Raw genomic sequence first — 12,058 nt, 5'->3', positions numbered from 1 at the left:
AGAGGTCATGCCACAATTTTGTTGCCACCCCACCACATTGCCGGAAGATTACCACCTCGGCCGCCGCCAGCGCGCTTGCGCCAAACATGCTATGGTGGACCCTTTTTTCCGAAGTTTTGGGGCCTGTTTTCCATGCATCACGAACCTATTTCCGACTCCCCTCTCATCATCGCGCCGCGCGGCGCCGGCATGGCCAATCTGGCGCTGGCCATCGGCGGCCTGGCCATCGGCACCGGCGAATTTGCCTCGATGAGCATCCTGCCGGTGGTGGCGGGCGACCTGCACGCCAGCCTGCCCGACATGGGTTATATGATCAGTGCCTACGCGCTGGGCGTGGTGTTTGGCGCGCCGCTGATCGCCATCTTCCTGGCGCGCATGCCGCGCAAGGCGATGCTGATCATGCTGATGTCGCTGTACGCGCTGGGCAATCTGCTCAGCGCCGCCGCCCCCGGCTACGGCGCGCTGATCGCCGCCCGCTTCGTGGCCGGCATCCCGCACGGCGCCTATTTCGGCGTGGCGGCGCTGGTGGCGGCCGCCATGGCGGTACCCGAAAAGCGCGCTCAGGCCGTGTCGCGCGTGCTGCTGGGGCTGACCATCGCCAACATCTTCGGCGTGCCGCTGGCCACCTGGCTGAGCCAGGGCTTCGGCTGGCGCTCGGCCTTCCTGGTGGTCGGCGTGCTGGGCGTGACCACCGCGCTGATGGTGCGCCGCTACGTGCCGTTCGTGGCCGCCGGCGACGCCAGCCCGCGCCGTGAGCTGGGCGTGTTCCGCAGCGTGCAGGTGTGGGTCACGTTGCTGATGGTGTCGGTCGGCTTTGGCGGCCTGTTCGCGGTTTACACCTACGTCACGCCGACGCTGCTGGAAGTGACCAAGGTGGCGCCGGGCATGGTGGCGGTCCTGCTGGGCACCATCGGCATCGGCATGACGATCGGCAATGTGGTGGGCGGCTGGTTTGCCGACCGCTCGCGGTTGTGGACCATCTTTGGCGCGCTGGTGTGGAACGCGCTGGCGCTGTCGGCGTTCTACTACACCAGCAGCAATGTGTGGGCGGTGGCGTTCAACCTGTTCGCGATCGGCTGCGGTATCGCGGTGTGCCCGGCGGTGCAAACGCGGCTGATGGACGTAGCGGGCGACGCCCAGACGGTGGCGGCGGCGCTCAACCACTCGGCCTTCAACTGCGCCAACGCCGCCGGCGCCTGGTGCGGCGGCATGGCGATCGCGCACGGCATGAGCCTGCAATCGACCGGTCCGGTGGGCGCGCTGCTGGCCCTGGGCGGCATCGCCGTGCTGGGCCTGTCGGTACTACTGGAACAGCGCCGCCCGGCGGTGGTGGCGGTTACGGCCTAGCAACCAGCGGTAGCAGACACTCTATCCTAGGTCGAGGCAATTTTTCAGCTTGGTACATATCGTATTGCAACTGCATGCCAGCCCACAGGTCCGGACTGGTACCCAAGGCAGCGCCGAGCCGATAAGCCAGGTCAGGGTAAATACTCTCCTTGCAGTCTACGATTCGCTGCAATGTTGCCAGGCTCACACCAATATGCTCAGCCACCCCGGCAAGCGGCAGATCGTCCAGATACTCGCGCAGCACTTCACCTGGATGTGCCGGGTTATGCATTCTAGACATTGGGATATCTCATCATTTAATGGTAAAAACGGGTGGCGTGAGCTAGATTTATACCGGCCGTGCTTCCGGTTTCGAAGAAGCGCTTAAGGCCCTTATGGCGAAAGCTTTTGATCATGATCCTATCGCGTAGCGATATCCCGTGCAAGCAAGCCTTGCTGTAATGGCTTGCGGCAATCGCCGCTCGCCAGCATGAGATTGGATCATCCATCTGTCACCAGAATTGGCATTGAGCCATATTAACGTTGGTAGCTGCGCTCCTTGAAACTGGTAGATGTCAGCCATGCGGCGGCTGTGGCATCGGGGTCGAAGCTGGCGGCGGGTTGGATGGTGTTGGCGCTGTCGCCGGTGAAGAACTGGGCGGATTGGAATTCGGCGCGGTCCGGGTAGCCGTAGAAGTGGTTGCCGCTCCAGCGGATGTCGTCGTGGCGCAGCTCGGATTTCATCGCGCGCCACAGCGTGCCGGCGTTGGCGCCGTGGTAGAACACGTTGTCGCGGATCTCACCGGCGTTCTTGCTGCCCATGCCGGTGTTCTCGGCCGCAGGCGAGATCAGTCCCGGCTGCGTGTTCAGGATTAGATTGCCGCGCACCACCGCGCCCTGCGAGCCGGCAAATACGATCACACGGCGGCCGTCGTTGACGCTCAGATTATTTTCCACCAGCGTGCCGGTCGAGAGCGATGGGTTGCCCAGGCCATCCTTGTCGCAAGCGCAGAACAGCATGAATCCGCCGCCGTTGTCGTGGCTGTAGTTGTGAACCACCTGCGTGTCGCGCGTGCCCAGATCCGCATCGAACGCCATGCCATCGCCCGGCTCCCACGGCTCCTGATAGCGCACATGATGAATCTCGTTGTACTGGAAGCGCGCGCCGTCGGTATTGATGGCCCAGGCGCCGGCGCTGTTGCCGGCCGCGCGCATCCAGATATCGTGCAGCAGATTGGCCTCCACCAGTGGCTGCACGGCGGTGCGCACCACAATGCCGTCGCCGCCGATGTCATGGATGTGGTTATTGCGGAACACCACACGCGTGGACGGCGTGTAATCCGCCGCCGCGCTGGCCGGCACCGGCTTGCCCTTGTACGGAGGATAGTCGCCGCAAGGCGCGCCACCGGCACGGCACATCCACGCCGAACGGGTCGACAAACCGATCGCATCGACATGGAAGATTTCACTGTGCTCCACCAGCACATCATCAAACCAGGTCTTGCGCTGCGCCGCTTCAGGGCGCGTGATGTTGAACAGGATGCCGCCAGTTTCCTTGTACGGCAATCCGTCCGCATCCTTCGGCATGCCGCGCACATGATGCACATACAGATCACGCACATGGTAGTGATGGCCGGCGCCGAAATTCTCCAGCTGCACCAGCAGCCCAACGCGCGGACCGTCGCTCAAACCATCATTGGTCAGCTCCAGCCCCTCGATTTCCCAATACTCCAGATTGCGCAGATGGATCGCCGCCCGCGCCACCGGACCGCCGTCGCTGCGGCACAGCGAACGATAGGGGCTGCGGCCTTGCGCCGTGCGGGCACGGTTGGTGAGCGCCTGATCGGCATCGACCTCGGCATCGCGGCAGCCGGCCGCAATCACCGCCCGGCCAGCGCTGGCATCGCCATAGCTACTGACTACAATCGGCGCCGCCGCCGTGCCCGAACTATCCGCACTCGGCACAAAGCTGCCGTGACAAGTCACACCGCGCTTGAACAAAATCCGCGTGCCCGGCGCAAACCGCATGTCGTTCAACTGCGCCAGATTGCCCACCACCGGCGCCGCGCTAGCGCCGGAACAATCAACCTGCACGTCTGCCGCATGCGCGGCCACCGGGAGGCACAACGCAAGGACCATCAGCCAAAATTTAATCATGAGCACAATTCGCTGGTCATTAATAGGTTAACGATACCATTTATTTTCCATATTGTGGATACCCGCTGCCCATAAAATAATCACGTCCATGATCGCGCCGGAACGCCGCATGCGTCCGGACTTGCACTACCATCGCCATTTTCAGGCAAGGATGGCCATGTTCAAACCCACAGCCGGCATCGCCCTCATGTTCACCCTGGCGGCAGCCAACGCCCAGGCGCCAGACCCGAACGCTCCGGTGGTCACGATCACCCGGCAGACACCGACCGGTGAAAGCCCGCGCGTGTTCGCCGCCAAGCAAACCGCGCTGCGCGGTTCGCTGGCATCGAAATGCGGCTTGGACAGCGTCTACTTCACGCCGGATGATGACACCGACCTGGCGATCCGCGAGCGCATGGAATCCACCGTGGCCGGCGAAGTCAGCGATCCCAACGTGCCGATGCCGCTGACCCGTCCACGCAAATTCAGCGGCAACGCGCCGGACAACGATGTCGCCAATACGGCGGAATCGTCGTCGATTCCCGGCGTCGGCACCGAGAGCACCATGGGACCGTGCGATGTCAACGACCGCAAGGCCGCCGCCGCGCGTGAATCCATCATCCGCAACGACAAAAGCTTTGCCGACGCCGTGGCCGCGCTCGACGCCAAGGACTACACCAAGGCGGCCGCGCTGCTGCAAACCGCCTACAAGAAAATCGCCTATCCGGAAGCGGCGGTGCTGCTGGCCAAGCTCAGCCTGAACGGTCAGGGCATGCCGCGCGATACCGACAAGGCATTGGACTGGCTCAACCGCGCCGCCGTTGGCCGTTTCGACGCCGGCCGCTACCCCACGCACTTCAATCCCAAGGATCCGGAAGCGGCCAACGGCATGATCGAGGGCGCATTGATGCTGGCCAGGCTGTACACGGAAGGCAGCGACGGTGTGAAGAAAGATCCGGCCGAAGCGCGCAAGTGGTACCTCCGCGCCGCCGAACTGGGCTCGGTGCCGGCGCTGCACGCGCTCGGTCTGGCCAGCGGCAAGGACATCAAACAGGCCCGCGCCTATTTCCAGCAAGCGGCCGACGAAGGCTATGCGCCAGCCCAGTACAGCCTGGGCCGACTGTACTACCAGGGTGGCGACGGCATCCAGCAGGACTACGCGCTGGCGCGTAACTGGTACGCCCGTGCCGCCCAGTCCGGCCATGCCGGTGCCCTGTACGCACTGGCGCGCATGTACGATCTGGGCGAAGGCGTGAAAGTCGATCAGGCCAAAGCCTACACCTACTACAAGGCGGCGGCGCTGAAAGCCGATCCGGCGGCGCAAAGCGCGCTGGCCCTGTACTACTATCAGGGCGAGCAGGTGCCGAAGAACCTGAGCACCGCGCGCCAGTTGTTCACCGAAGCGGCGATGCGCGGCGACAGCGAAGCCATGTTCAACCTGGCCGTGATGTCGGCGCAGGGCGAAGGTGGGGATAAAGATCTGGGGATGGCCTATGTGTGGTTCAGCCTGGCGAAAGCCAACGGCCACGAACGCGCCGGCCAGGCGCTGGAAGGCATCGCCAAACGCATGTCAGCCCAGGACCAGGCCACTGCCGACGCCATCTTGAAACAACGCGCCGCCGCGCCAACGCACGGCGGCGGTTAAAAACGCATCAGGCGAACTGGGTGAAGTCCGGTTTGCGTTTCTGGAAGAAGGCCATGAAGGCTTCTTTCGCTTCCGGCGCCGACAGCATTTTGCCGAAATGGGTGTTTTCGGCGGCGATGGCGTCGGTCACTGGCGCTTTGCGGGCGGCTTTCATCAGCTCTTTGGTGACGCGGATCGAGCTGGCTGGCAGCGCCACCAGCTTGGCGGCCTGGCCTTCGGCGAAGGCGCGCAGTTCCGCCACCGGCAGCACTTTCGAAATCAGGCCCATCTCCAGCGCTTCCTGCGCGCCGAAAGCTTCGCCCAGCATCAGCTTCTCGGCGGCACGCGGGTAGCCGGCGATTTGCGTCAGCAACAGGCTGGAGCCGAATTCAGGGCACAGGCCCAGCTGCACGAACGGCATCGAGAACTTGGCGTTGTCGGCCGCGTACACCAGGTCGCAATGCATCAGCAGCGTGGTGCCGATGCCGACCGCGTTGCCGGCCACGGCGGCCACCACTGGCTTGGTGCTGCCGCTCAACGCCATCATGAACTGGTATACCGAACGGTCTTCGATGGCGCCGCTGGTAGGCGCGTTTTTCATGAAATCTTCCAGGTCGTTGCCGGCGGTGAAGATGTCCGACTTGCCGGTCAGCAGAATGGCGCGCACCGCGGTGTCGCTCTCGGCGGCGGTCAGCGCGTCGGCCATGGCCTGGTACATGGCGGCGGTGATGGCGTTCTTGCGCTCTGGACGGTTGAATTCCAGCGTCAGGATGCCGTTTTCAATGCTGCTCAAAATTTCCATGTGGGTCTCCAAAATGAAAGGGCGCTGGGTATCAACCTCAGCGCCCTCTCTATTGCAATGTCGTGATTACACGCGTTCGATGATGCCTGCCGCGCCCATGCCCGCGCCGACGCACATGGTGACCATGCCGTACTTCAGGCTGTTGCGACGCAGTGCGTGCACCACGGTGGCGGCACGGATCGCGCCGGTCGCGCCCAGCGGGTGGCCCAGAGCGATCGCGCCGCCCATCGGGTTGACCTTGCTGGTATCCAGGCCCAGATCGCGGATCACGGCCAGCGCCTGTGCGGCAAACGCTTCGTTCAGCTCGATCCAGTCCAGTTGATCCTGGCTGATGCCGGCGGCTTTGCACGCCTCTGGAATCGCGAACTTAGGACCGATGCCCATGATTTCCGGTGGCACGCCTTTGACAGCGAACGACGAGAACTTGGCCAGCGGGGTCAGGTTGTGCTCGCGCAGGATTTTCTCGGACACCACCAGCAGCGCGCCGGCGCCGTCGGACATCTGCGAGCTGTTACCGGCGGTAACCGAACCTTTGGCGGCGAACACTGGCTTCAGCTTGCCCAGGGTTTCCATGCTGGTTTCAGGACGCGCGCCTTCGTCGGTATCGACGGTGCGGGTTTTCACCTTGATCTCGCCGGTGGCCAGATCTGGGGTGCGGGTGATGATCTCGACCGGGGTGGTCTCGTCCTTGAAGAAACCGGCTTGCTGCGCGGCGATGGCGCGGCGGTGCGATTCCACCGAGAACGCGTCCTGATCTTCACGCGACACTTTCCACTGCTCGGCCACTTTTTCAGCGGTCAGGCCCATGCCGTATGCCATGCCGACGTTTTCGTCGGTGAACATGTTCAGGTTCATCGATGGATGGTGACCCATCATCGGCACCATCGACATCGACTCAACGCCGCCGGCCAGCATGACATCACACTCGCCGACGCGGATACGGTCCGCCGCCATTGCCAGGGCGGTGATGCCCGACGCGCAGTAACGGTTGATGGTGACGCCACCCACGGTGCGTGGCAGACCGGCCAGCAGCACCGATTGACGGGCGATGTTGAAGCCCTGTTCCGCTTCCGGGAACGAGCAGCCGATGATGGCGTCGGTGATCAGCGCCGGGTCCAGGCCAGGCGCTTGCGCCAGTGCCGACTGGATCACCTTGACCAGCAGGTCGTCCGGACGGGTTTTGTTGAACATGCCGCGCGGCGCTTTGCCGATCGGGGTACGGGTCGCAGCGACGATGTACGCTTCTTGAACTTGTTTGCTCATTGTCTTATTCCTTAGTTGCGGACTGGCTTACCGGTTTGCAGCATGCCCATGATGCGTTCCTGAGTCTTCGGATGGTTCAGCAGCTCCAGGAAGGCTTTACGTTCCATGTCCAGCAGCCACTGTTCGCTCACGAAGGAGCCTTGATCGATGTCGCCACCACTGACGATCTGCGCGATCATGTCGCCCAGTTTGAAGTCGTGGGCCGAGATGAAGCCGCCATCGCGCATGTTGACCAGCTGGGCCTTGATGGTGCCCCAGCCGTAACGGCCGGTGACCTGGATCGGTGCCTTCAGCGGCGCGCGGTAGCCCTTGTCGAACATGGCGCGCGCTTCAACTTTTGCCACGTGCAGCAGTTCGTACGGGTTGAACACGATCACGTCGTCTTCTTTCAGGTAGCCCATCGCTTGCGCTTCCAGCGCCGATTTCGACACGTTGGCGGTCGCCGCGTTGGTGAAACCGGTTTTCAGGAATTGCAGGATGTCGGTGCCCTTGGCTTCCTTGTAGGCGCGCGATGCCGCCTCTTTCAGGCCACCGCCGGCAGGGATCAGGCCCACGCCCACTTCCACCAGGCCGATGTAGGATTCGATCGAAGCCACGCGTTTCGACGCGTGCAGCGCCAGCTCGCAGCCGCCGCCCAGTGCCAGACCAGCCACTGCCGCCACCACCGGCACGTTCGAATATTTCATCGCCATGAAGGTGTCTTGCAGTTCCTTGATGATCGGATCGACTGCCTTGGCGCCGCCGGCCATGAAGGCTGGCAGTGCCGATTGCAGGTCGGCGCCGGCCGAGAAGGCGCCGCCGTCGGCCGCGTCCGCGCTCCAGATCACCAGACCCTTGAAGTTTTTCTCGGCTTCGGCCAGCGCTTTACGGAAGCCGGCGATCACGCCTGGGCTGATCACGTGCAGCTTGGTTTTCAGCGAGATCACCAGCACTTCGTCGCCCGAGTGCCACAGACGCACGTCGTCGTCTTCGAACACGGTGGTGCCGGCGGTGCGGCCATTGGCTTCGCCCGAACCCAGCACCGGTGCGCGGAATTCCTGACGTTTGTACACGGCCAGTTCCGAACGCGGCACGTAAGCGTTGGCTTTCGCCGACCACGAACCTTCGGCGGTGTGCACGCCTTTTTCAGCCACCGGGCCTTCGAATACCCAGGCTGGCAGCGGCGCGTTGCACAGCGCGTGGCCGGCTTCGATGTCTTCCTTCACCCACTGGGCCACCTGGGTCCAGCCGGATGCCTGCCAGGTTTCGAATGGACCCACGGTCCAGCCGAAGCCCCAACGCATGGCGAAGTCGATGTCGCGCGCGTTGTCGGCGATGTCTTCCAGGTGCACCGCGATGTAGTGGAAAGCGTCGCGGAAGATCGCCCACAGGAACTGCGCCTGTGGATTGGTCGATTCGCGCATCGCCTTCATTTTCTTGACCGGATCCTTTTCTTTCAGGATGCGCGCCACGATGTCGGCCGCCTTGGCGCCGCCCGGCACGTATTCACCGGTGGCGAAATCCAGACGCTGGATTTCCTTGCCCACTTTTTTGTAGAAGCCCGCGCCGGACTTTTGGCCCAGCGCGCCCTTCTCTACCAGCCCGGCCAGCACGGCCGGGGTTTTGTAGACGGCTGCGAACGGATCGTTCGGCAGATAATCCTGCATGGTCTTGATGACGTGACCCATGGTGTCCAGACCAACCACGTCGGCGGTGCGGAAGGTGCCCGACTTGGCGCGACCCAGCTTGGCGCCGGTCAGATCGTCGACCACGTCCACCGACAGACCGAATTTCTCGGCTTCGTGCACGATCGCCAGGATGCCGAACACACCAACACGGTTGGCGATGAAGTTCGGGGTGTCCTTGGCGCGGACCACGCCCTTGCCCAGGGTCGAGGTCAGGAAGCCTTCCAGCTGGTCGGCGATCTCTGGCTTGGTATCCACGGTCGGGATGATTTCAACCAGGTGCATATAGCGCGGCGGGTTGAAGAAGTGCACGCCGCAGTAGCGCGATTTCAGGTCGGCGTCGAAGCCTTCGGCCAGCTTGGTGATCGACAAGCCCGAGGTGTTCGAGGCGAAGATCGCGTTAGGCGAAATGTGCGGCGCGACTTTCTTGTACAGATCGTGTTTCCAGTCCAGGCGCTCGGCGATCGCTTCGATGATCAGGTCGCACTCGGCCAGCTTGGCCAGGTCATCTTCGTAGTTGGCGACTTCGATCAGCGCCGCGTGTTCCTTGTTGCCCAGCGGTGCAGGCGACAGTTTTTTCAGACCTTCGATGGCTTTGAGCACGATGCCGTTTTTCGGCGTGCCTTCTTTCCCTGGCAGGTCGAACAGCACCACAGGCACTTTGGCGTTGACGCAATGAGCGGCGATCTGCGCGCCCATCACGCCGGCGCCCAGCACGGCTACTTTTTTAACGATGAAATTGGTCATTGTCGTTTCCTCTTAGAACAGGTCAGCGTCGAGTGCCATCAGGTTGGCGGAGCCCGAGCGTGCCTGGCGGATCAGGGTTGCGGTTTCAGGTTGCAGACGAGCGAAATAGAAGCGCGCGGTGGCCAGCTTGGTTTTGTAGAAGGTGTCGCTGCTATCTTGTTTTTCCAGCGCGATCTTGGCCATTTGGGCGAAGAAGTAGCTGTACACCAGGTGACCGACAACGCGCAGGTAAGGCACGGCGGCGGCGCCCACTTCGTCGGCGTTCTGGAAGGCTTTCATGCCGATTTCCATGGTCAGCTTGGTGACTTTGTCGCCCAGCTCGCCCAGCGGGGTGATGAACTCGCTCAGGTTTTCGTCCAGGCCGTTTTCTTCGACGAACGATTTGATCTTCTCACCGAACTTGCGCAGCTTGGCGCCGTTGTCGCCCAGGATCTTGCGACCCAGCAGGTCCAGCGATTGCACGGTGTTGGTGCCTTCGTAGATCAGGTTGATACGGGCGTCACGCACGTATTGCTCCATGCCCCACTCGCTGATGTAGCCGTGGCCGCCGTACACTTGCATCGCTTCCGAAGTGGCGATCCAGGCATTGTCGGTGATGAAGGCTTTGATGATCGGGGTCAGCAGCGCGACTTCGTCGGCGGCTTCTTTACGCACATCTTCGTCCGGGTGGTGCAGTTCGCGGTCGATCTGCAGCGCCACGTAGGAGGTGAAGGCGCGCGCGCCTTCGGCGTAGGCTTTGCCGGTCAACAGCATGCGGCGCACGTCGGCGTGCACGATGATCGGGTCGGCTGGTTTTTCCGGATTTTTCGGGCCGGTCAGCGAGCGCATCTGGATGCGGTCTTTGGCGTAGATCAGCGCGTTCTGGTAAGCCACTTCGGTCAGACCCAGCGACTGCATGCCGACGCCCAGACGGGCCGCGTTCATGAACACGAACATCGCGTTCAGACCTTTGTTCGGCTGGCCGATGATCCAGCCACGGGCGCCGTCCAGATTCATCTGGCAGGTCGAGTTACCGTGGATGCCCATTTTTTCTTCGATCGCGCCGCAGGTGATCGGGTTGCGTTCGCCGACCGAGCCGTCTTCTTTTGGCAGGTATTTCGGCACCAGGAACAGCGAGATGCCTTTCGAGCCTTCCGGCGCGTCCGGCACGCGGGCCAGCACCAGGTGCAGAATGTTTTCCGCCATATCGTGTTCACCGGCCGAGATGAAGATCTTGTTGCCGGTGATCAGCCACGAGCCGTCGTCCTGCGGCAGCGCTTTCGAGCGCAGCATGCCGAGGTCGGTGCCGCAGTGCGGTTCGGTCAGGCACATGGTGCCGGTCCACTCGCCCGACACCAGTTTTGGCAGGTAGACTTTTTTCTGGTGCTCGGTGCCGTGTTCTTTCAGGCACTCGTAGGCGCCGTGCGACAGGCCAGGGTACATGGTCCAGGCCTGGTTGGCCGAGTTCAGCATCTCGTAGAACGAGTTGTTCATCACCACCGGCAGGCCTTGGCCGCCGTATTCCGGATCGCAGGCCAGCGCCGCCCAGCCGCCTTCGACGTACTGCTTGTAGGCTTCCTTGAAGCCTTTAGGCGTGGTCACGGTCTTGGTCGCGCCATCGTAATGGCAGCCTTCGCGGTCGCCGCTGTGGTTCAGCGGGAACAGCACTTCGGAGGTGAATTTGCCGCCTTCTTCCAGCACCTGGTTGATGATGTCGGCATCGACTTCCGAGTAATTCGGCAGCGCCTTCAGTTCATCTTCCACTTTCAGCAGTTCGTGCAGCACGAATTGCATATCCCGGATTGGCGCGACGTATTGACCCATGATTTTCTCCTGATGACTACTGTGTAGTTAGATTTAATTAACCTGTGCAACCACCGCTGCCGGCGATTGCGGATTGCGATACGTTTCGACCAGGCGTTCGAAGCCTTTGCCGGCCCGCTCCAGGCTGCCCGGAATGCGCAGGAAGCGCGCATCGTGGTGCAGGGCCAGGATCAGGCCGTACATTTCGTAGACCAGCTGTTGCGGATCGGTGTCCGGCTTAAGGTCGCCGGATTCGACGCACTGCTTGGCACAGCGCAGCAACGCGCCCTGCCAGGCGCCGACCATTGCCATCAGCTCTTCGCGGATCGGACCGGGACGGTCGTCATATTCGACGGCGCCGCTGATGTAGATGCAGCCCGAAGCCACCTCCACGCTGACCCGCTTGACCCAGCGCGCAAACATCGCCTGCAGGCGCTGGATGCCGCGCGGTTCCTTCACGCTGGGGAAGAACACTTCCTGTTCGAAACGGTGGTGATACAGCTTCAGCACTTCCAACTGCAAATCTTCACGCGAGCCGAAGTGCGCAAACACGCCCGACTTGCTCATGTTCATCTTATCTGCGAGCAATCCGATGGTCAGACCTTCCAGACCATCACGGCTGGCCAGGTCCAGCGCCACATCCAGGATTGCCGCGCGGGTTAACTCGCCTTTGCGCATAAATTTAGTTGAGGTATTAATAAGATTGCATCCCAA

Annotated in this window: 9 protein-coding genes and 1 pseudogene; 2 read left to right on the top strand and 8 right to left on the bottom strand. The window is 62.3% G+C overall.

Features of this window, described 5'->3' with window-relative positions; genetic code table 11:
• The first annotated feature begins 132 nt into the window (after nt 1-132).
• Nucleotides 133-1,347 (top strand): MFS transporter, encoded by a 1,215-nt coding sequence (locus GJ699_RS27770; protein ID WP_154382568.1) that lies wholly within the window; start codon nt 133-135, stop codon nt 1,345-1,347.
• Here GJ699_RS27770 and GJ699_RS27765 read toward each other — a convergent pair.
• The 3 genes and pseudogenes from GJ699_RS27765 to GJ699_RS27755 all read right to left on the bottom strand — a co-directional run bounded on the left by GJ699_RS27765 (nt 1,337) and on the right by GJ699_RS27755 (nt 3,483).
• Nucleotides 1,337-1,618: a HigA family addiction module antitoxin gene (locus GJ699_RS27765; protein WP_371867692.1), complete on the bottom strand. Its 282-nt coding sequence runs from the start codon at nt 1,616-1,618 to the stop codon at nt 1,337-1,339. The genes GJ699_RS27770 and GJ699_RS27765 overlap by 11 nt on opposite strands.
• A gap of 37 nt (nt 1,619-1,655) precedes the next feature.
• Nucleotides 1,656-1,742: pseudogene (locus tag GJ699_RS35365) on the bottom strand (peptidase); the annotation flags it as partial.
• 121 nt (nt 1,743-1,863) lie between these two features.
• Entirely contained in the window at nt 1,864-3,483 is a 1,620-nt protein-coding gene (locus tag GJ699_RS27755) for a right-handed parallel beta-helix repeat-containing protein (RefSeq protein ID WP_154382564.1), read from the bottom strand.
• 157 nt (nt 3,484-3,640) lie between these two features.
• Between GJ699_RS27755 and GJ699_RS27750 the strand changes: the two genes are divergently transcribed.
• A complete protein-coding gene (locus tag GJ699_RS27750) occupies nt 3,641-5,107 on the top strand; it encodes an SEL1-like repeat protein (RefSeq protein ID WP_195763666.1) in 1,467 nt (488 codons plus the stop codon).
• Nucleotides 5,108-5,114: 7 nt separating this feature from the next.
• On the opposite strand, the gene GJ699_RS27745 is transcribed toward GJ699_RS27750, so the two are convergent.
• The 5 genes from GJ699_RS27745 to GJ699_RS27725 all read right to left on the bottom strand — a co-directional run bounded on the left by GJ699_RS27745 (nt 5,115) and on the right by GJ699_RS27725 (nt 12,022).
• Nucleotides 5,115-5,888 (bottom strand): enoyl-CoA hydratase, encoded by a 774-nt coding sequence (locus GJ699_RS27745; protein ID WP_154382560.1) that lies wholly within the window; start codon nt 5,886-5,888, stop codon nt 5,115-5,117.
• Between the two features lie 66 nt (nt 5,889-5,954).
• Nucleotides 5,955-7,151, bottom strand: coding sequence for an acetyl-CoA C-acyltransferase (locus tag GJ699_RS27740; protein WP_154382558.1), 1,197 nt, complete (start codon nt 7,149-7,151; stop codon nt 5,955-5,957).
• A gap of 11 nt (nt 7,152-7,162) precedes the next feature.
• Entirely contained in the window at nt 7,163-9,562 is a 2,400-nt protein-coding gene (locus GJ699_RS27735; protein ID WP_154382556.1) for a 3-hydroxyacyl-CoA dehydrogenase/enoyl-CoA hydratase family protein, read from the bottom strand.
• 12 nt (nt 9,563-9,574) lie between these two features.
• Entirely contained in the window at nt 9,575-11,365 is a 1,791-nt protein-coding gene (locus tag GJ699_RS27730) for an acyl-CoA dehydrogenase C-terminal domain-containing protein (RefSeq protein WP_154382554.1), read from the bottom strand.
• 33 nt (nt 11,366-11,398) lie between these two features.
• Entirely contained in the window at nt 11,399-12,022 is a 624-nt protein-coding gene (locus GJ699_RS27725; RefSeq protein ID WP_154382552.1) for a TetR/AcrR family transcriptional regulator, read from the bottom strand.
• Between the last annotated feature and the right edge of the window lie 36 nt (nt 12,023-12,058).

The sequence above is a fragment of the Duganella guangzhouensis genome (assembly GCF_009674535.1).
In the GTDB taxonomy this organism is placed as follows: domain Bacteria; phylum Pseudomonadota; class Gammaproteobacteria; order Burkholderiales; family Burkholderiaceae_D; genus Rugamonas; species Rugamonas guangzhouensis.
The sequence above is the reverse complement of the archived record's forward strand: the minus strand, read 5'-3'. Positions and strand labels throughout refer to the sequence as shown.

What these genes read in the sequence shown, in the direction of transcription:
- GJ699_RS27755 (WP_154382564.1), bottom strand. Translation starts at nt 3,483, where the DNA reads ATGATTAAATTTTGGCTGATGGTCCTTGCGTTGTGCCTCCCGGTGGCC.
- GJ699_RS27745 (WP_154382560.1), bottom strand. Translation starts at nt 5,888, where the DNA reads ATGGAAATTTTGAGCAGCATTGAAAACGGCATCCTGACGCTGGAATTC.
- GJ699_RS27765 (WP_371867692.1), bottom strand. Translation starts at nt 1,618, where the DNA reads ATGCATAACCCGGCACATCCAGGTGAAGTGCTGCGCGAGTATCTGGAC.
- GJ699_RS27770 (WP_154382568.1), top strand. Translation starts at nt 133, where the DNA reads ATGCATCACGAACCTATTTCCGACTCCCCTCTCATCATCGCGCCGCGC.
- GJ699_RS27735 (WP_154382556.1), bottom strand. Translation starts at nt 9,562, where the DNA reads ATGACCAATTTCATCGTTAAAAAAGTAGCCGTGCTGGGCGCCGGCGTG.
- GJ699_RS27730 (WP_154382554.1), bottom strand. Translation starts at nt 11,365, where the DNA reads ATGGGTCAATACGTCGCGCCAATCCGGGATATGCAATTCGTGCTGCAC.
- GJ699_RS27750 (WP_195763666.1), top strand. Translation starts at nt 3,641, where the DNA reads ATGTTCAAACCCACAGCCGGCATCGCCCTCATGTTCACCCTGGCGGCA.
- GJ699_RS27725 (WP_154382552.1), bottom strand. Translation starts at nt 12,022, where the DNA reads ATGCGCAAAGGCGAGTTAACCCGCGCGGCAATCCTGGATGTGGCGCTG.
- GJ699_RS27740 (WP_154382558.1), bottom strand. Translation starts at nt 7,151, where the DNA reads ATGAGCAAACAAGTTCAAGAAGCGTACATCGTCGCTGCGACCCGTACC.